Genomic DNA, 18,658 nt, shown 5'->3' on the forward strand with positions numbered 1-18,658 from the left:
CCGACACCTGGGTTCCCGCGGCGTCCCGCGTCCCGCGTGTTGCTTCCTGGGCCATGCCCCCGGCGCCGAACCGCGCGCGGGGACGAGGACGCGTGTCCGGAGACGGCGGACCCCGTCGGCGGCCACGGCGCCCTGACGGGCCGGCCGCGGATCAGGGCGGCCTCCGGAACAGTGTTACTGAAATCCTGCGCCTATCCCGGATCCCGCCGGCATGATCCGGGACTGATCGGATGCGAGCGTTCTCCGATCTTCCGAGGAGAGGATCAGTAAAACGTGCCCTCAAATCGATCAACCAACACGGAATTTTAAGCGTGCGGCACCGGCCGGGAGGCGCTACTCAATCCCCCACGAATCCGGCACCCGTCCGCAACCGCGCACGACAGCGCAGCGGGGGCGATTGCGGCCTGCGCCGGAGCTCAGAGAGCCGGATCCCGCCCCCATGACCACCGCCGATCTGTCATCCGCAGCGCCGGGATTCGGGGGCGTGGCGGGTGCCGCGACCCTGCGCCTGTCGCGCACCGTCGTGGCCGCCGCCGTGGCCACGATGATGATCGTCGTCGATCTCATCAGCTTCTCGCAGCTGATCTTCTCGGGCCCCCTGGCGGAGTGCCGCGCCGCCGGGGTGTCGGCGATGCTGGCGGCCTACATGGCCGGCAGCCTCGTCTTCCTCGCGCTGCGGCGGGACGTGGTGATCTCGCTGTCCTTCTTCGGGGCGGCGGCCATCGTCCAGGCGGCGATCGCCGCGGCCGTCGCCGAGCAGCTGCGCGCGGCGGGCGTGACCGATCCCGACTCGGTCGGCCCGATCGTCCTCGTCACCTGCGGGCTCTCGACCGCGATTACCGGCCTCGTCTTCGCCCTCCTCGGGACCCTGCGCGCCTCGCTGCTGGCACAGCTGCTGCCGTTCCCGGTCCTGATGGGGTTCCTCGCCGGCGTCGGCCTCCTGCTCCTGCGCAGCGGCGTCCAGATCGGCGCCCAGCTCGCCGATCCCCTCGGTGCGCTCGTCGGCGCGCTCGTCGGCGCGCTCTTCGGCGACCTCGGCCCGGCGGCTTTCGCCCCCATCGATCCCGGGGCGCTCGGGCGGGTCGGCCTGACGCTCGGCATCGGGGTCTGCGCCTTCTACCTGCCCCGGCGCCGCGCGCACTGGACGACCTACCCGGCCGTGATCCTCACGAGCCTCCTCGTGGTGCATCTGGGGCTGGCCTGGCAGGGCCTCGGGCCCGCCGCCGCGCAGGCCGGCGGGTGGCTGATCGACCCGCTGCCGCCGGGCTCCCTGCTCCGGGTGCCGGCCATCGGCCACCTCGCGTCCTTCGATCCCGCCCTGATGCTGCCGATCCTGCCCAAGATCGTGACCTACGTGGTCGTCGCGGTGATCGTGCAGATCCTCTACGTCGTCAGCGTCGAGCTGGACCTGCGGCGCGAGTTCAACGTCGACCGGGTCTTCGTGGCGTCGGGCGTCGCCAACCTGCTCGGCAGCCTGTTCGGCAGCCCCGTGATGGGCTTCGACCGGACCTCGACCCTGCAGCTGCACAACATCGGGGGCGGGCGCTGGCTGGGCCGCTGGCTCACCCTCGCGGCGATGGCGGCCCTCCTCGTCTTCGGCGCCGGCATCATCGCGCTGCTGCCGCGCCCGCTGGCGGGCGGCGCCCTGGTCGCCCTGGGCCTCGGCCACCTGACCAACCTGGCGCTCGCCGGCCGGGCCTTCCTGCGGTGGGAGATCGCCATCGCCCTGGTGGTCTGCGCCGCCACCGCGCTGTTCGGCGCCACCGTGGGCTTCCTGGTCGGCGTCCTGATGGCGATGCTGATCTTCGCGGTCCAGTACGCGCAGATCCCGGCCCTGCGCCGGGTGCTCACCGGGGCGGAGCGGCGCAGCAGCGTGATCCGCGCGCCCGACACGGCCGAGCGGCTGCGCGCGGCCGGCACCCGGACCCGGATCTACGCCCTGCAGGGCTACCTGTTCTTCCTCAACGCGCAGGCGATCCACCGCCGGGTCGTGGCGGAGAGTACTGGCGAGAGTACCGCCGGGGCCGCGGACCTGCGCGTCCTCATCCTGGACTTCCGGGACTGCGTCGGGCTCGACAGCTCCGCCCTGGTGGCGTTCCGCAAGATCGGGCAGCGCGCCGAGCAGCGCGGCTTCGACGTTCTGCTCGTCCATCTCGGCCCGACGGTGCTGCGGCAGGTCGCGCGCAGCCGCCTCACCGCCAACGCGCGGATCCGGATCCTCGACACCCTGGACGCGGCCCTGCGCGAGGCCGAGGACACCCTCCTGTCGGAGACCGGGACAGCCGGCACGGACGAGGTCGCGCCCTTCGCCCGGCACGTGGCCGACCGCCTGGGCTGCGCCGTCGGACCGGCCGATTTCGCGCCCTACCTCGCCGTCCGCGACCTCGCGGCGGGCGAGACGCTGATGCGCCAGGGCGAGGTGGCCGACGCCCTCTACTTCCTCGAACGGGGCGTCGTCTCGATCGAGATGAGCCTTCCCGGCCGGCCCAACCTGCGCCTGCGCACCACGACGGCGGGCACGGTGATCGGCGAGATCGCCCTGGTGCAGGGCGGCCGGCGCACCGCCACGGCGCTGGCCGAGAGCCCCTGCCGGGTGGTCGGCCTCGACCGCGCCGCCCTCGCCCGCATGGAGGCCGAGCGCCCCGACCTCGCGCTGACGTTCCAGCGCTTCCTGATCCTGGAACTCGCCGGCAAACTCGTGGACACGAACCGGCTGCTGGAGGTCGAGCTGCAGTGAGGCCGCGATCAGGCGACCGCCAGCATCACGGCGAGGCCGATATGGGTGACCTGATGCAGGAACTGATCGACGCCGATCAGCCACCAGAAGCGGGCGTCCGTGGCCGGGAAGTGGGTGCGCTGGCCAACCAGAGCCTTGCCGCGGTCGATCGCCGTATGGATCGCGAAATCGACGACGGCGAGCCACCACAGGGCCGGCTTGACCGCGAGGGCGATCAGCAGCGTGCCGAGTCCGTGAAGGCCGGTATGGGCGCAGAGCGGGGCGATCCAGTCCGCGGCGCGCTCCTTGCCCTGCGCCATCCAGTTGCTCTGAAGCAGGAAATCCGCGCCGAGCTGCTTCACCGCGAAGGCCAGGAGGATCAGCGCGAACGCTCCGACCGGGACGGACGTGTCGAAGGACGGCATCGCGGCGCTGGTTCTCCTGCTCGCGCGCCCGCGCGAGGGACATCGCGAAGGCCATCGTGCGGGACATCCGGACCGGTCGCCCGATCCGAATCGGCACGCGCCCAGCATACACGGCCGCCCGTGCCCTGGCGCGTCCGAGCCGGCGCCGGGCGGGCGGGGGCCGGAGATCCGGACAGCAAGTCGACGCGGGTGACCACCATCGCTGGAGACTGAATTCTATAGACAATCCGGCAGAAAAAACGAAGCGTTCGCAAGTTTTAATAGTTCTAATTCATGAACATAGAGGTTGTTGCGCAAAGATTTCCCGTGATAGCCCTTGCCTCTGCACGAACTCTGCGAGCGTGACAGTGGCAGCCCTCAAGCGCGACGTGAGCCATGACTTTGCGGCGACCGGGCGCGCCGACCGGCAGCCGGTCGACGCGGCAACGTGGAACCTCGCCGCGTTCGTGCGCCATCGCGCCGCCTACCTGACGCGGGCGCGCCGCATCCTCGGCTGCCCGGCCCAGGCCGAGGACGTGGTCCAGGACGTGATGCTGCGTCTCATCGCCGACCCACCGCAAGCCGAGCAGGCCGATCGGGCCGCCTATGTCGGCCGGATGGTGCGCAACCTCGCCCTCGACCGGGCGCGCCGGCGGGGCTTCGAGGGGCGCCTGTTCACCGGCCTCGACGCCGCTCCGGACCCGGCCGATCCCGGGGCGGGAACGCCCGAGACGGCCGCAGCCTCTCGGGAATCCCTGCGGCAGGTCGCGGCCGCGGTGGCCGAGTTGCCGGAGCCGGTGCGCACCGCCTTCCGGCTCCACCGGGTCGAGGGCGTGCCGCAGATCGAGATCGCGGCGCGGCTCGGGGTCTCACGTGCCCTGGTGTGCGGCCTCGTGCGCCGGGGGCACCTCCACTGTCTCGCGGCCCTCGACCGCCGCTGCGCCGCCTGCCCGGCGCGCGTCCGCAAACCAGGCCAGCATCAGGGCCAGCCCGATCCCGTCGGCCAGGAACTCGGCCGCGACCCGGCTGGCGAGCACGCCCGCGTAGCCCATGAGCGGCGGCAGGATCAGGAGCGGCGGGATCAGCGCCAGCCCCTGCGCGGCCAGCGACACCGCGGCGGCCCGGCGCGGCGCGCCGATGGCCTGGAACAGGGTCGCGGCGGCGAGCTGTAGGCCGACCGGCGCGAAGGCGAGGGCGAAGATGACCAACGCGCGAGCCCCCTCGCGGGCGGTGCCGGGATCCTGCGCGAACAGGCCGGCGAGCGGCCCCGCCAGCGCGGCCATCAGACCGCCGACGCCGAATCCGTAGACGAGGGCGGCGGCGAGCACGACGCCGAGGGCGCGGTGCAGACGGTCCCGCCGTCCGGCGCCGGCCGCGTGGCCGAGCACAGCCTGGGCGCCAGCCATCATACCGAGCAGCGGCAGGGCCGCCACCAGGGTCAGGCGCAGGGCGATGCCCTGAGCGGCGACCGCGGCGTCGCCGTAGGGGGCGGCTGCCTCGACGAACAGCGCCATCGCGAAGGCCGCGAGCAGGCTTGACCCGGTGGCCGGTACGGCGAGCCGAAGGGCCTCAGGGATCAGGCCGGGCTCGATCCGGCCTCGGCCGGGCCACCGGAACCGGATCCGGTCCGGACCCCGCGCCCGGACATAGTGCAGGCCGTACGCTCCGGCGCCCGCGAGTTGCGCACCGATCGCCGCCCAGCCCGCACCCGCGGTGCCGAGGCCGCAGAGGCGGATCAGCACCCAGTCGAGCAGGATGTTCAGGCCGAAGCCGCCGACCATGATGGCGCCGCTCAGGCGCGCATGACCCTGAGCTCGGACGATGAAGCCGCCGACGATCATCACCAGCATCAGGACCGTGCCGACCGTGGCGAGCGCCGTGTAGGGCGCGGCCGCGGCGGCCAGCGCGGAGTCCGCGCCGAGGAGCCGGAGCCAGAACGGCGTGTCGATGAGGATCGCGACCGTCACGACGAGCCCGGCCGGCAGACTCAGCCAGAATCCCAGGGCGGCGGCCGCGTCGGCCCGGTGCCGGTTGCCCGCACCGAGCGCCCGCGCGACCTGCGAGGCCGCCGCGATCCCGGCCCCGTAGCCGAGCGCCGCCACAAGCAGCGTGACCGGATACGCGATGGCGATGGTGGCGATGGCCGCCACCCCGAGATCGGCCACGAACCACGCGTTGACCAGCATCTGTAGGGCGTGAGCGGAGATCCCGAAGATCGCCGGCCCCGAGAGCCGCAGGACCAGGGCGACGACCCCGTCCCGGTCGAGGTCGGCCGGCCGCCTCACGGAGCCGACGCGGCGGAACGGATCGCGGCCCGGGCGGCGCGCTCCTCCCCGAGGATCGTCCGCGCAATGGCGCCGGCCCGCACCGGCAGGATCGACAGCAGGGTCTCGGTCAACCCGTGGGTCGGCTCGCTGAACCCCTGCAGGTGCAGGCTCACCCGGGGCTCGGCGAGAGTGAGCGGCAGACGATAGTTCCGGTCCGCGGTCTCGCCGGCGAGGAACGGGCGCACGGGGTCGAGGATCGCCGGCACCGCGGCGCGCTGGTAGCCCGTGGCGCAGATCACCGCCGCGTAGGGCTGGCGCTCCTCGACCCCGGCGACGTCGTCGCGCAGGGTCGCGCACAGGGCGCCCGACCCCGGCTCCAGCGCCACCACCCGGGTGCTGCGCCGCAGCCGGTAGCGGGTCACGCCGCTCACCGCCTGCTCGTAGAGGGTGGCGTAGAGATCCTGGATCAGGTCCGCGTCGACCACCGCGTAATTGGTGGACCGGTGTGCGGCGATCAGCTCCGCCCGCACCGGCTCCGGCGCGTCGTGGATGCGGTCAACGGCAGCCGGATCGAAGATCTCGTTGACGAAGGGGCTGTCATCGGCGGGCTTCAAGGCCGGCCCGCGGATCGCGAGGTCGATGAGCGCGCGCGGATAGCGCTCGCCCAGGTCGGTGGCGATCTCCACGGCGCTCTGACCCGCACCCACCACCAGGATGCGGGGTTCCGGCCCGTCGAGGCGCGGCGCCCCGAGGGCCTGCGCGATTCCCGGCAGGTACCAGGAGGAATGGATCAGCCTGGGGTCCTGCGCGTGGGCGGCGAAGGGGGCGGGGATCGCCGGATCACCGCCCGCCGCCACGATGAGGTGGCGGCAGCGGCGCAGGCGGGACACACCTGCCCTGTCCCGGGCCTCGACCACGAAGGCGGCGAGCCGCCCGTCGCGCGCCTCCGGCCGTACGGCTTCGACGATCTCGCCGTAAGCAACCACGTCCGAGAAGTGGTTCGCCGCCCAGGCGAGATAGTCGTTGTACTCCACGCGCGACGGGTTGAAGGTCTTCAGGTTGAGGAAGGTGCTGAGCCGCCCCTTCACATGCAGGTAATTGAGAAAGCTGAATGGGCTCGTCGGATCGCGCAGGGACACGAGGTCCTTCACGAAGCTGATCTGCATGTCGGCGCCGGGCAGCATCATCGCCCGGTGCCAGCCGAACCGTTCCTGCCGCTCGATGAACCGGAGGGACGGCCGCGGCGGTCCGTCGCCGATCGCGTCTTGGAGGGCGATGGCGAGGGACAGGTTGGCCGGGCCGAAGCCGATGCCGATGATGTCGTCGGTCTCGGGGTAATCCGTCATCGCGCGCATCTCTGTGGTCGGGAACAGGTCGAAGCTCGTGGTCTGCCACGCTCCTTCGCCGAACCGGCGGTCCCGGCGGTGCAAGAGCGCGTCAGGCTGGCGCGTCAGGCCGGCACGGCGGGCGGCCGTGGTGCGGCGTCGGCGGCGGCCGCGCCCGGCACCCAGAGCCGGTCGCGGACGAAGTGCTCGCGTGACAGGGCGACCAGGGCCGCGCGCTTGTGCGGGAAGTCGATGGTCGCCACCGTGGCGAAGCCTGAGGCGTGGAGATTCCGGATCTGCTGGGCGTGATCCGCCCGGGGCTCCCCGACGATGCGCTGCGTGCGCGGCTCGTCGAGGAACAGGTAATGCATCAGCGACGGCAGCCAGGCCGAGAGGTACGAGCGTCCGCGCACCGCCGCATCGCCGATCGCCACATGCCAACCGCGGTCGTAGGGGTCGGATTCGTAGAGCGGACCGAGGCGGCTCTCGCGCGCCCAGTAGAGCTCGAAATAGCCGAAGGGCGTGCCGTCGAGGCATCCGAGGAGCGGCAGGGTCCCGGCATCGGACTGGAGCCTGCCGATATAGGTGGCGTGCGCGTCGAGGGATCCGGTCTCCTGCCAGACGGCGGCGACGCGCGGATCGTTCATCCAGGCCGAGAACAGGGCGACGTCGCCGGGCTCCGTCAGGGTGCGGAAGCTCAAGGTGCGCTCGAGCCAGGGAATGACGCGGGCGTAGACGGTGCCGGCCGGCGTCTCGGGACGCAGCGGATGGCGGCGGCCTTCCGTGGCGGTGTACAGCGCGGGGAAGGGCGGCCGCGCATCGGGGAGCCATCGGGCGGCGCATTGCCAGAGCAGGCCCGGCAGGATCTCGATCCCGTCGCCGACGCGGCGGGCGGCCCCGAGGGCGAGGAGCCGCCCGACCGTCTCCGGATCGGCCGCGACGGCAATCCGCTGAACCCCCGTGTCCTGCGCGGTCAGCGCCTCGGCGCGGGCCAGGATCGCCTCCACGGCGGCGTCCGGCGTGCCCAGTTCGGCGACGCGGATCAGGGGCGCCTCCCGGCTGCCCGCCACCGCGAGCCGGACTCGTGCCTCGTCCCGTGACTCGTCCCTCATCCGCCCTCCACACGTCTCCGGCACCTCCCTGACGGTTGGCCCCGGCGGCGGTTCAGGCTGTTCGGGCGCGCCTGAACGCGCCGCCGTGAACGGCGTCCTGGCTCAACCGTCAGTCCCTCGAAGCCCGAGCGGCGCAGGAGCGAGCGGATGGACAGGCAGGCCGGCGAGGACGGGGACGCGGGATCGGCCGCGGATTGGATGGATGGCACCGTCGTGGTGACCTTCGATCAGGCCGGGCACGGCGCCTTCTGGCCCGACGGACGCGCGCTACCCGCCGGCTGGAACCGGGTGCACGGCCCCTGCACGATCGCTGAGGCCCGGGCCTGGATCGCGGATGCGGCGAACGCCCGCGCGTCAAGCTCTCCGGGAGGGCCCCCACACGACGCCGACCGCGAGACCGTGCCGGCCCGCCTCGCACGCCTCGCCGCGGCGGAGCCTGGCCGGCCGGCGGTGCTGTTCGAAGGCGCGACGCTCACCCGAGGCGATCTCGACGCCCGGGCCGCCGCCCTGGCGGACGGGCTCGCGGCACGGGGCATCGGGCGTGGGGACCGCGTGGCGGTGGCGCTGGAGCGGGGGCCGGAGATGATCGTGGCCCTGCTCGGGGTGCTGCGGGCCGGCGCGGCTTTCCTGCCCCTCGATCCCGCGTATCCGCCCGCCCGGGTGCACGGGATGCTGGCGGATGCCGGGATCGTTCACTGCCTCACGACGCCCGAGATCGCCGGTCGCCTGGAGCTGCCTCCGGCGATCACCCGGCTCGACCGCGCGGCCCTCGAGGACGGCCCGGTCTCCGCCGCGCCCGCACTGCCCGAACCGGGGGATCCCGCCTACCTGATCTACACGTCGGGCTCGACGGGGGCGCCCAAGGGTGTCGTCGTCGAGCACGGGCCGCTCGCCATGCACTGCCGCAGCACGGCCGAGGCGTACGAGATGAACGTGGAGTCGCGCGAACTGCACGTTCTGTCCTTCGCCTTCGACGGTGCGCACGAACGCTGGATGACGCCGCTGGTGGCCGGCGGCTGCATCGTGCTGCGCGGCCCGGAGCTGTGGACTGCCGCCGAGACCCTGGCGCAGATCCGCCGCCACCGGGTGACCCATGCGGGCTTCCCGACGAGCTTCATCGGCCAGCTCGCCGAGTGGGCCGAGCGCCTGGGCGCGGCGCCCACGGTCCAGGTCTACTCCTTCGGCGGGGAGGGCATGCCTCGGGAGACCTTCGCGCGGCTCGGCCGCGCCCTGAAGCCCCGGCTGCTGATCAACGGCTACGGCCCGACCGAGTGCGTGATCTCGCCCCTCATCTGGAAGGTGCCGTCGGACGCGGAATTCGATGAGCCCTACGCGCCGATCGGCGGCCCGGTGGGGACGCGGGCGGCCTACGTGCTCGGTCCCGACCTCGTGCCCGTCGCGGACGGTGAGACCGGCGAGCTCTACATCGGCGGCGGCCTCGCCCGCGGCTACTGGCAGCGCCCGGCGCTCACCGCCGAGCGCTTCCTGCCCGACCCGTTCGCCGCGGGTGGCGGACGGATGTACCGGACCGGGGACCGGGTGCGACGGCGGCCCGACGGCAGCCTCGCCTTCGCGGGACGGGCCGACGATCAGGTCAAGATCCGCGGCCACCGGATCGAGATCGGCGAGGTCGAGGCCGCCCTGCGGTCCCTGCCGGGGGTCGCGGAGGCCGTGGTCCTGCGCCGGGACGGCCCGGCCGGCGCCTACCTCGCGGGCTACGTCGTCCCGGTGCGCGGGCGCCGCCCGGAGGCCGGGCGTCTGCGCGCCGGCCTCGCCCGCACCCTGCCGGAGCCCATGGTGCCGGCGAGCCTGACTCTCCTGGACCGGATGCCGGTGACCACCAACGGCAAGCTCGACCGCAACGCCCTGCCGGATCCGGCCGCCGACGACCGCCGCGGGCGACCGCCGGGCACCGCCACGGAGCGGCGACTCGCGGGGATCTGGTCCGAGGTCCTGGGCTTCCCGGTCCGGGTCGCCGATCGGCGCTTCTTCGAACTCGGCGGCGATTCCCTCTCGGCCCTGCGACTGGTGGCGCGGCTGCGCCTGATCGCCCCCCGAGGCGGGATCGGGGTGGCGGATCTCCTGCGCGATCCGACCATCGGGGAGCTGGCGGCCCGGGTCGAGGCGGGCGCCGCCTCCGCCGAAGAGGGCGTGGCCCCGACGGTCCGGCTCAGCGCCGGACGCCCGGGAAGCGGCCGGCCGCTCCTCGTGCTGTTCCCGGGACTGCTCGTCAGCACCCGGGAATACGAGCCACTGGTGGCCCGCCTCGGCCCGGAGCAGGAAGCGCACGGCTTCCTCTGCGCCTCGCTGGTGGAGGCGGTGCGGCCCCTGCCGCCGGTCGCCGACCTCGCCGCCGCATACGCCGCGCAGGTGCGCGCGCTGATGCGCGGGCGGGCCGGGTCCTGCATCTTCCTGGGCTGGTCCTGGGGCGGGGTGCTCGCCTACGAGACCGCCCGGCGCCTCGGCCCCGGCTTTCCCCTGGACTGGGTCGGCATGCTCGACGCCTGTGGGCTGGAGCCCACCTTCGCCCCCGGCGCCGGCCGGCCGATCGCGGCCGACGAGCGGGCGGCGCACGGGGCGATGCTGGCGGCCTGGCTCGACCGCTCGCCGATGGCGGCCCAGTGGGAGGCCCTGCGCGCCCGCATGGATCCGGAGGCGGAGGTGCAGTTCCTGCGCTTCCTCGCCGCCGAGCCGCAGCCCCTGCCGGCCGACGGTCCAGAGGTCGGCAGCCGGGAGCGGATGCTCTGGACGCTGGTCGACCACGCCGTCCAGTTCCGCGCCCTCCGACTGGAGGAAGGCGCGGTGCCGATCCGCAGCTTCGTGGCTGCGGATTCCCGGGCGCGCGGCCTGCCGGTGATCGACTGGGCGCCGCTCACGAGCCGGCTCCTGTCGGTCGAGACCGTGCTGGAGACCGATCACCTCGACATCGTGCTGTCGCCCCAGCTGCACGCCCGGATCGCCGCGTTGTCGTCAGCCGAGCCCAACTCGACCGCCGCCTGACCATGCGGGCGCTCGATCTCACCTTCGACGCCCTGCGCGAGGCCCACGTGGCGTCGCTCACCGGCTCCCTGATCGACGGCGTCGAGCACGGACCCGGCGGCGCCGGCTACGTCTGGTCGCGCGGCATCCCGGACCCGACCCTGAATTTCGCCTACGGGGTCAGCCGGCCCGACCAGTTCGCCTGGGCGGGGGCGGCGGCCCTGGGGCGCGCCCGGGCGCCGGCCTTCCTGGCCCGGGATGCCGAGGAGGTCGCGCTCCTGCGCGGGCTGTTCGAGCCCGCCGTGCATTACCCGGCGAGCTGGATGGTGGCGCGGTCGCTGCCGGCCCGGTCCGCCGGGGACGACCCGGTTGCCGTGCAGGCGACCCCCGCGCCGGGGCCGGCTTTCGAGGGCGTCTTCGCCTACCTGTCGGACGATCCCGCCGTGCGGACACACCTGCGCCGCACCTACCTGCCGGCGCTCCGGGCGGCCCGGGTCCGGCCCGGCGTGACGCCGCTTCACCTCGTCCTGCGCGACGCCGCCGGCCCGGCGGCCTGCGCGAGTCTCTACCTGCGCGGCGACACGGCCGGGCTCTACAACGTCAGCACCCGGTTTGACCGGCAGCGCCGCGGGCTCGGCGCCGCCGTGACCACCGCGGCCCTGCGCGAGGCGCGGGCGCGAGGGGCCGTGCAGGTCTTCCTGCAATGCCCGGCCGGCGGCGCCATCGAGGCGCTCTACGCCCGTGCCGGCTTCCGGACGGTCTACGCGCCGACCCTGCTGTGCACGAGCCCGCCGTGAGCGCACATCCCAGCGCAGGTGGCGCTGCACGTGGTCCCCGGTTTTGCGGCGCGCCCCCGCGATCCCTCGTGGGCTCAGAAGGGCTCCTCCCCATGACCGCACGGCGTGAGGCAGAAGACGAACCCGCACTCGTCCTGCGGGTCCCGCAGGGTCAGGACGCTGACCGGCCCGGTCACGACCTTGCCCGTGCCGGCCACCCGCGCGCCGTAGCGGCCGCCGTGCCTCAAGGCCGCCAGCGACGCGAGGACGTGCCGCGACGCGCGGCGGTGCCGGACGCCGTTCTCGTCGAGCCAGAGCGCCGCATCGTCGGGCCAGATGCGGACGGGGAGGGGCCGCCCGGTGCCGCCTCGCTGGCCCGGATGCGGCCGAACGACCGCCGCCAGGACTTCACGGATCCTCACGGGCGACCGATCCAGGCGGCGCGCAGGACCCGTAGGGTCGCCGCAGAAGCTATCGCAGGGGCCATCGCCGAAGCCGCCGCCGGCGCGACCGGGATCGGAGCGGCCGGACACCATGGCCGCCCGGCAGGCGGTTCGGGGCCGAGCGCCACCAGCCGGGCGACCGCCTCCGCCAGGGGCGCGTAATCGGCGAGATGCACGCCGTCCCGGTGGAGCCCCGCACCGGCCCGTCCTCCGGTGCCGGCCCGCCATCGCGCGAAGGGATCGACGAACGCGTGGCCTTCCGCGACGCAGAGTCCGGCGAGGCGCGCCGAGAAGGCCGCGACGGCAGCGGGATCCCGGCCGGTCGCTTCGGTGCCGATCGGTGGGACCGCGGCGACGAAGACCTGCGCCGACCACCGGTCCAGGATCCGCAGGATGCGTCGGGCCTCGGCCTCGAACCGGTCGCGGGTGCGGAGACGCTCCGGGTGCCGCCAGCGTTGGAGGTCGTTGGTGCCGATGATCAGGATCGCGGCCGCGCAGCGGACCGGAAGCCGCAGATCCGCGAGGTGGCGGGCGCAGTCGGCGGCGGTGCTGCCGCCGACGGCGAGGTTGATGCAGGGCCGGCCGCCGAGATCCGGGCTTCCGATGAACTCCGCATGCGAGTTGCCCGCCAGCAGCACGCTGTCGGGCGTCGCGGCGCGGAGCGCGGCGACGATGCCGGGATGCCGTTCACCCGCACGACGCCGGACGATCCGCCCGTGCCGCCAGTGCCGGACGACCGTCTCGATCCAGGGCGCGCGCATGGCTGTCCTCCGCGGACGAGGGAGATCGGCGCGCCCGGACGACCTGATCCGCGCGCGTGAGACATGATTTCGATGCAGGCCGTTCGAATGATCGGCCCTCGACCGATCATTCCCTGCCGATCACTCTGCAGAAGTGAAACGAACCTTCAGAAGCACGTGGAGACACGACTCAATACAGTGGTCCGCGGCACGATCTCTATGTGGGAAAAAATCACACGTCAACGGCCAAGCCCGCAACTTGGCCCGTCCCAGAGGGTGACGGACGCTCTTTCAGGCCTCGCTATCCCACGCCACGTCCCGGGACTGCCTTGCCCGCCTGGAACCGAAGAGGAGCCAGGATGATCAGCGAACGCGTCCTCAACGTCACCGGAGCAGGCATGGGCTGGGCCAGGCGACGGCCCTGGGGCCCGATGGCGGCAGGGGCCCGGATGGTGCTGGCCGACATCGCCCGGGAGGCGCCGGGCGCGTGAGGCGAGCCGGGGATTGATTATCAGCACTGCCTCGATCGCGGCCTTCGAGGGCAGATCGGGCAGGGGGCCTACGCGGCGCGAGGGGCGGCGGGGCCGCCATGACCCTGCCGATCGCCCGGGAACACGCCCGGTACGGCATCCGCGCCGTCACCATCGCGCCGGGCATCTCCGGGATGCCGGGGATGGCGGGCCTGCCGCAGGACTTGGAGGACACGCTGAGCCGGACCGTGCCGTCCCGCCGCGCCTCGGCCGTCCGGCTGAAGACGCCGACCTCGTTTTGCACACCGGCGAGAACCCGATGCTGAACGGCGAGACGATCCGCCTCGACGGGGCGCTCCGGAGGCCGCCGCGCTGAGGCGGCCTCAGCCGATCGACACGCTGGTCAGGACTTCGGCGGCCCGGCGGACCTCATCGGCGATCATCTCCTCGCTCGGTCCGTCGATCGGCATGTCGGACAGGATCGCCGCGACGTCGCGCTTCACGTCCTCGCGGATCTCCGGGTTCTCCTCGGACAGCCGCCCGATCAGGACGCCGAGCACGATCTCCAGGGCGGACAGCTTGGCGTGCAGGCGGGTGAACTCGTCCAGCGGCTCGGGCTCGTTCGCGGTCATGGCCTGCTCCATCCGAGGGGGAATCCGCCGTCGCCCAGGGGCACGCCGGATCGTGCGCGTGTCATACAGGGGTGCCGGCCGCCCGTCTCGCCGGGCGGCCGATCCAGCCCGATCCTCCGCTCGGCGACGGCGGCAGAATTTTTTCCCGGGCGCGGGCAACCGGATTTCCGGACCCGACGTTTCACGCTCCCGTGAATGAACCCGCAAAGGGACACCCCGCCATGATCACCCGCCTCACCGCCGCAGCAGGCTTGCTCGCCCTCTCCACCGGCCTCGCCCTGGCCCAGACCCCCACCGCGACCCCCGCCGAGCCGGCCTCCAAGGCCGACAGCAACATGAAGGAGTGGCAGGTCGCCAAGGTCGCCAAGGTCAGCCTCGCGCAGGCGCTCACCACCGCCGAGTCGCAGGGCGACGAGAAGGGCGGCCGCGCCATCGACGCCGATTTCGAGAAGGCCGGCAGCAAGGATCCGGCCCACTACGCGATCAAGGTCGTCTACCCGAGCGGCAAGCTCGTCGAGTACGGCATCAACGCCGACACGGGCGCCCTCTACAAGACCGAGAACCAGCCGATCGAGCGCTACTTCACCCGGCTGAAGGCCTCCGACTTCCAGAACGCCAAGACCTCGCTGAAGGACGCACTCGCCATCGCCGAGCAGAAGGCCGGCGGCGGCAAGGCCTACGAGGCCGAGGTCGAGAAGGACGGCTCCGCGGTCCAGTACGAGATCAAGGTCGCCGGCGCCGACAAGGAGCAGGAGGTCAAGGTCGGACCGGACGGGAAGGTCCTGAACTGAGGTCACGGGCTGCGGCAGCGAAGGCGGCCGCAGCCCGATGCGTCCTTGCGAGCGGAGCGAAGCAATCCAGTAGCGCCACGCTCACCCGCCGCGCGCTGCCCCAGGTCGCTTCGCCGCGCTCGCGGTGACGGCCAAGTCGGATCGGCTCTGCTGCATCCTGTCGCCCGGCGGCCCGTCCGGGGAGCCGAACGGTCCCCTCGGGGCTTCCTTTCCCGTGATGCGGCCCAAGCGGCGGCTGATTCAGGAGGGCGGCATGGACGCGCGCGCAGGGGAAACCGACGGCCATCTCGGCCGCCCTCACACCCGGGTCGAGGGGCCCGACAAGGTCACCGGCCGGGCCCTCTACAGCTCCGACCTCACCGGGCCGGAGACCGGCACGGCCCACGCCGCCCTGGTGACCAGCACGATCGCCCGGGGCCGGATCACCGGATTCGACCTCGAGGCTGCCGGGCGGGTGCCGGGCGTGCTCGGCATCTTCACCCACCGGGACTTCGCGGGCGCGGTGGCGCCGGTGAAGCACCTGATGGCCGGCGGCTTCGCCAACAGCTCGCACCGGCCGCTGGATTCCGACGCGGTCGCCTATGCCGGCCAGATCGTGGCGCTGGTCGTCGCCGAGACCCAGGAGGCCGCCGAGGCGGCGGCAGGGGCGGTCAAGGTCTCCTATGCCGCGGAGCCCGCCGCCGGCGGTTTCGACGCGCCCGGCGCCGAGACCGTGCGCCTCGCGGAGCTCAAGCCGCACCACGAGGACATCGCCAGGGGCGATGCCGAGGCGGGCTTGGCGGACGCCGCCGTGCGGGTCGAAGCGCGCTACGAGACGCCGGTCCAGCACCACAATCCGATCGAGCTGTTCACCACCCGGGCCGCCTGGGACGGCGACCGGCTCACCGTGCACGAGCCGACCCGCTACGTCGGCGCCGTGCAGCACGGGCTCGCGGCGCAGCTCGGCCTCGATCCCGCGCAGGTGCGGGTCGTGGCGGGCCTGATCGGCGGCCATTTCGGCTCGAAATTCGCCCTCTCGCAGCACACGGCGCTCGTCGCCCTGGCGGCCCGGCGCCTCGGCCGGCCGGTCTCCCTGGTGCCGAGCCGGCGGCACTGCTTCACCATCGCCAATTACCGGCCGGAATCGCGCCACCGCATCCGGCTCGGCGCCGACCGGACGGGCCGGTTCACCGCCCTGGTTCACGAGGCCGACACCGTGACGTCGCGCTTCGACCCCTTCGTCATGGAGGGCGCGGAGGTGACCGCGAGCCTCTACGCCTGCCCGAACCTCCGCACCGAGGAGCGGGCCGTGCGGGTCGACCGCAACACGCCGGGGCCGATGCGGGCGCCCCCGGAGGTGCCGTTCCTGTTCGCCCTGGAGAGCGCCGTCGACGAGATGGCGGTCGCGCTGAACATGGACCCGATCGCCCTGCGCCGGCGCAACGACACGGCGATGGATCCGGTCTCGGGAAAACCGTTCTCGACCCGGCCGCTGATGGCCTGCTTCGAGGCGGGCGCGCGGGCCTTCGGCTGGTCGCGCCGGGTGCCGCGGCCGGGCGCGATGCGCGACGGCCTCTGGCGGGTGGGGCTGGGCTGCGCGACCTCGGTGCGGCCCGCCAAGATCGCCGCCGCGACCATGCGGGTCCGGCTCGGCCCGGACGGGTCGGCGGAGGTGGCCTGCGCGCACCACGAGATCGGCAACGGCATCACGACGCTGCTCGCGATGGGCGCGGCGGACGGGCTCGGCGTGCCGGTCGAGCGGGTGACGGTCCGGCTCGGCGACACGGACCTGCCGGCGGCCGGCATCTCGGGCGGGTCGAGCACCACCACCAGCCTGATGAACGCCCTGGCGCTCGGCTGTCGGCAGATCCGCGAGACCCTGGCGCAGGCCGCGACCGGGCAGGGCGGGCGCCTCGCCGGCCGGGATCCGGGCTCCTTGCGCCTCGCGGGCGGCCGGCTCGCGGCGCCGGACGGGACCGGGATCGCGCTGGCGGACGCCGTCGGCCCCGAGGGCGTCGAGACGATCGCGGATTTCGTGCCGGCGGGCGGCGACCGGGAGAAGGCGCTCGCGGGCCTGCGGCAGGGCCATATCGGGCTCACCCTCGGCGGGGGCGGGAAGGCCGTGTCCTGGGGCTTCGGCGCGCAGTTCGCGGAGGTCCACGTCCACGCCGAGACCGGGGAGATCCGGGTGGCCCGGCTCACCGGCGCCTTCGCGGCGGGGCGGATCCTCAACCCGCTGACCGCGAAGAGCCAGCTCGCGGGCGGGATGATCTGGGGCCTCGGCTCGGCGCTGCTCGAGGAGACGGTGGTCGACGGCGCCGCCTACCGCAACCCGGACCTCGCCGAGTACCTCGTCCCCACGGCCGCCGACGCCCCCGAGGTGGAGGCGCTGCTGGTGCCCGATCCCGACGATCAGGTGGATGCGCTGGGCCTGAAGGGCCTGGGCGAGCTCGGGATCATCGGGGTGAACGCCGCCATCGCCAACGCCGTGTACCACGCCACCGGCCGCCGGATCCGGAGCCTGCCGATCCGGCTGGAGGACGTCGCATGAGGGGGGATTCTCTCCTCCCCCTTGCGGGGAGGAGTTGGAGGTGGGGGTGGTCCAGGGTCGAGCGCTGCGGTGCCTTCCGCACCACCCCCACCCCTGACCCCTCCCCACAGGGGGGAGGGGAACATCGGACGCGCCAGCCCGCTCCTACTCCATCGTCGGCGCGAGCTTCTTCACCCCCTGCACGTCGTCGCCGAGCCACGCCGCGTTCTTGGCGGTGCCGTCGAAGGTGGCGCTCGTCTTGAACAGCTCGTACTTGCCCTCCAGCGCGTAGGGCTTGGCCCGCGACAGCAGCTCGGCCACCGTCGCCTTGTCCATCGGCGTGAAGGTCTTCACCGCCTCGAAGGCCTGGTCGAGGTCGCGCTGGTTCTGGATGCCGGTGATCACCACCGAGACCGGCAGGTTCAGCGAGAAGTGCAGGTACTCGAGCGGCTTGATCGGCGCGTCCGACTTCAGGATCACCCCGTCGCCGAAGGTCTTCATGGCGAGCGGCGCGATGCCGTTCTGCACGAGATACGGCAGGACGAGGTGGCTGAACGAGCGGAACTGCGCGTCCATCACGTTGACGGGCATCTGCACCGCGTCGAAGTGGAAGCCGCGCTCGGCCGCCACCTCCAGCATCTGCAGGTGGATGCGCGGGTCCTTGTGGCCGGTGAAGCCGATGTAGCGCAGCTTGCCCTGCTTCTTCGCTTCGAGAAACCCCTCCATGGCCCCGCCCTCGGCGAAGACCCGGTCCGGGTCGTCGAAGCGCAGGATCTCGTGGTGCTGGACGAGGTCGATCCGGTCGGTGCGCAGGCGCTTCAGCGACGTGTCGATCTGCTTGAGCGCCTCCTCCTTGGTCCGCCCGTCCATCTTGGACATCAGGAAGACCTTGTCGCGGTAACCGCCCTGGTCGAGGGCGACGCCCATGCGCAGCTCGGAGCGGCCCTCGTTGTAGTCCCAGCAATTGTCCATGAAGGTGATGCCGCGATCGATCCCGGCATGGATCAGCCACGTCGCCTCGTCGTCGGTGACGGCGTTCTTGCCGAGGTGGAACCCGCCCATCCCGATCGCCGAGATCTTTTCCGACGTCTTGCCGAAGGTCCGGTAGAGCATCTCGCCCCGGCGCTCGCCGGGATCGGTGACGAAGGGCAGGTCCGCCGGATCCTGCGGGCGGTTGCCAGGAAGGGCGGGGGCGTTCACGGCCGCACCTGCGCTGCCGGCGCCAGCGAGGCTCGCGCCCGAAAGACCTGCGCCGAGCACGGCGCCCTGGAGGAAGCTGCGGCGTTCCATCGGCTGTCTCCGTTCGAGGATCTGTGAGTCAAAGTGATCATCCGGCAGGTCGCTGCGCCACCGAAGGCCCATGCGTCGTTCCGGGACGCCACAGGCGAGCCCGGCTCCGAAGGGGCACGCCGGAGGCGGGCAACCCAGAGCCGCCGACGGCGCAAACCATGAATGAACGCGCGTGTCTGGATCCCGGGCTCCGCTTTGCGGCCC

14 protein-coding genes and 2 pseudogenes are annotated in these 18,658 nt (G+C 73.1%); 8 read left to right on the forward strand and 8 right to left on the reverse strand.

Annotation, left to right across the window (positions count from 1 at the left end; genetic code table 11):
• Positions 1–439: 439 nt before the first annotated feature.
• Complete coding sequence (locus ACLBX9_RS00180) at positions 440–2,737, forward strand: cyclic nucleotide-binding domain-containing protein (protein ID WP_447717494.1); 2,298 nt, start codon at positions 440–442, stop codon at positions 2,735–2,737.
• An 8-nt stretch (positions 2,738–2,745) separates the two neighbouring features.
• On the opposite strand, the gene ACLBX9_RS00185 is transcribed toward ACLBX9_RS00180, so the two are convergent.
• Positions 2,746–3,141, reverse strand: a complete 396-nt coding sequence (locus ACLBX9_RS00185) for a DUF3307 domain-containing protein (RefSeq protein ID WP_010686591.1) — start codon at positions 3,139–3,141, stop codon at positions 2,746–2,748.
• Between the two features lie 446 nt (positions 3,142–3,587).
• Between ACLBX9_RS00185 and ACLBX9_RS00190 the strand changes: the two are divergent.
• A pseudogene (locus ACLBX9_RS00190) lies at positions 3,588–3,965 on the forward strand (sigma factor); the annotation flags it as partial.
• Positions 3,966–3,989: 24 nt separating this feature from the next.
• Here ACLBX9_RS00190 and ACLBX9_RS00195 read toward each other — a convergent pair.
• From ACLBX9_RS00195 to ACLBX9_RS00205, 3 genes are read right to left on the reverse strand one after another with little or no spacing between them, the layout of a single operon-like run.
• Entirely contained in the window at positions 3,990–5,405 is a 1,416-nt protein-coding gene (locus ACLBX9_RS00195; protein ID WP_447717495.1) for an MATE family efflux transporter, read from the reverse strand.
• A complete protein-coding gene (locus tag ACLBX9_RS00200) occupies positions 5,402–6,817 on the reverse strand; it encodes a lysine N(6)-hydroxylase/L-ornithine N(5)-oxygenase family protein (RefSeq protein WP_447717496.1) in 1,416 nt (471 codons plus the stop codon). The genes ACLBX9_RS00195 and ACLBX9_RS00200 overlap by 4 nt, the downstream gene beginning before the upstream one ends.
• Before the next feature lie 20 nt (positions 6,818–6,837).
• Positions 6,838–7,824: a GNAT family N-acetyltransferase gene (locus ACLBX9_RS00205; RefSeq protein WP_447717497.1), complete on the reverse strand. Its 987-nt coding sequence runs from the start codon at positions 7,822–7,824 to the stop codon at positions 6,838–6,840.
• 147 nt (positions 7,825–7,971) lie between these two features.
• Between ACLBX9_RS00205 and ACLBX9_RS00210 the strand changes: the two genes are divergently transcribed.
• Together ACLBX9_RS00210 and ACLBX9_RS00215 are read left to right on the forward strand one after the other, a co-directional pair.
• Positions 7,972–10,824, forward strand: a complete 2,853-nt coding sequence (locus tag ACLBX9_RS00210; RefSeq protein ID WP_447717498.1) for an amino acid adenylation domain-containing protein — start codon at positions 7,972–7,974, stop codon at positions 10,822–10,824.
• 2 nt (positions 10,825–10,826) lie between these two features.
• A complete protein-coding gene (locus ACLBX9_RS00215) occupies positions 10,827–11,600 on the forward strand; it encodes a GNAT family N-acetyltransferase (RefSeq protein WP_447717499.1) in 774 nt (257 codons plus the stop codon).
• Positions 11,601–11,674: 74 nt separating this feature from the next.
• Here the strand turns inward: ACLBX9_RS00215 and ACLBX9_RS00220 are convergent, their stop codons facing one another.
• Together ACLBX9_RS00220 and ACLBX9_RS00225 are read right to left on the reverse strand one after the other, a co-directional pair.
• Positions 11,675–12,001, reverse strand: a complete 327-nt coding sequence (locus tag ACLBX9_RS00220; RefSeq protein WP_447717500.1) for a hypothetical protein — start codon at positions 11,999–12,001, stop codon at positions 11,675–11,677.
• A complete protein-coding gene (locus ACLBX9_RS00225; RefSeq protein ID WP_447717501.1) occupies positions 11,998–12,783 on the reverse strand; it encodes an SGNH/GDSL hydrolase family protein in 786 nt (261 codons plus the stop codon). The genes ACLBX9_RS00220 and ACLBX9_RS00225 overlap by 4 nt, the downstream gene beginning before the upstream one ends.
• A 338-nt stretch (positions 12,784–13,121) precedes the next feature.
• On the opposite strand from ACLBX9_RS00225, the gene ACLBX9_RS00230 reads away from it, so the two are divergent.
• Positions 13,122–13,253 (forward strand): hypothetical protein, encoded by a 132-nt coding sequence (locus ACLBX9_RS00230; protein ID WP_447717502.1) that lies wholly within the window; start codon positions 13,122–13,124, stop codon positions 13,251–13,253.
• Between the two features lie 7 nt (positions 13,254–13,260).
• Positions 13,261–13,608 (forward strand): annotated as a pseudogene (locus ACLBX9_RS00235) (SDR family NAD(P)-dependent oxidoreductase); the annotation flags it as partial.
• Between the two features lie 7 nt (positions 13,609–13,615).
• Here the strand turns inward: ACLBX9_RS00235 and ACLBX9_RS00240 are convergent.
• Positions 13,616–13,864 (reverse strand): hypothetical protein, encoded by a 249-nt coding sequence (locus ACLBX9_RS00240; protein WP_010686601.1) that lies wholly within the window; start codon positions 13,862–13,864, stop codon positions 13,616–13,618.
• A 221-nt stretch (positions 13,865–14,085) separates the two neighbouring features.
• Between ACLBX9_RS00240 and ACLBX9_RS00245 the strand changes: the two genes are divergently transcribed.
• Together ACLBX9_RS00245 and ACLBX9_RS00250 are read left to right on the forward strand one after the other, a co-directional pair.
• Positions 14,086–14,655, forward strand: a complete 570-nt coding sequence (locus ACLBX9_RS00245; protein ID WP_010686602.1) for a PepSY domain-containing protein — start codon at positions 14,086–14,088, stop codon at positions 14,653–14,655.
• Between the two features lie 253 nt (positions 14,656–14,908).
• Positions 14,909–17,185, forward strand: coding sequence for a xanthine dehydrogenase family protein molybdopterin-binding subunit (locus ACLBX9_RS00250; protein ID WP_447717503.1), 2,277 nt, complete (start codon positions 14,909–14,911; stop codon positions 17,183–17,185).
• A 144-nt stretch (positions 17,186–17,329) separates the two neighbouring features.
• Here ACLBX9_RS00250 and ACLBX9_RS00255 read toward each other — a convergent pair whose 3' ends face one another.
• The gene (locus tag ACLBX9_RS00255) at positions 17,330–18,454 is read right to left on the reverse strand and encodes an aldo/keto reductase (protein ID WP_447717504.1); all 1,125 of its coding nucleotides are present in this window, start codon (positions 18,452–18,454) and stop codon (positions 17,330–17,332) included.
• Positions 18,455–18,658 lie beyond the last annotated feature (204 nt).

The sequence above is a fragment of the Methylobacterium sp. A49B genome (assembly GCF_053346215.1).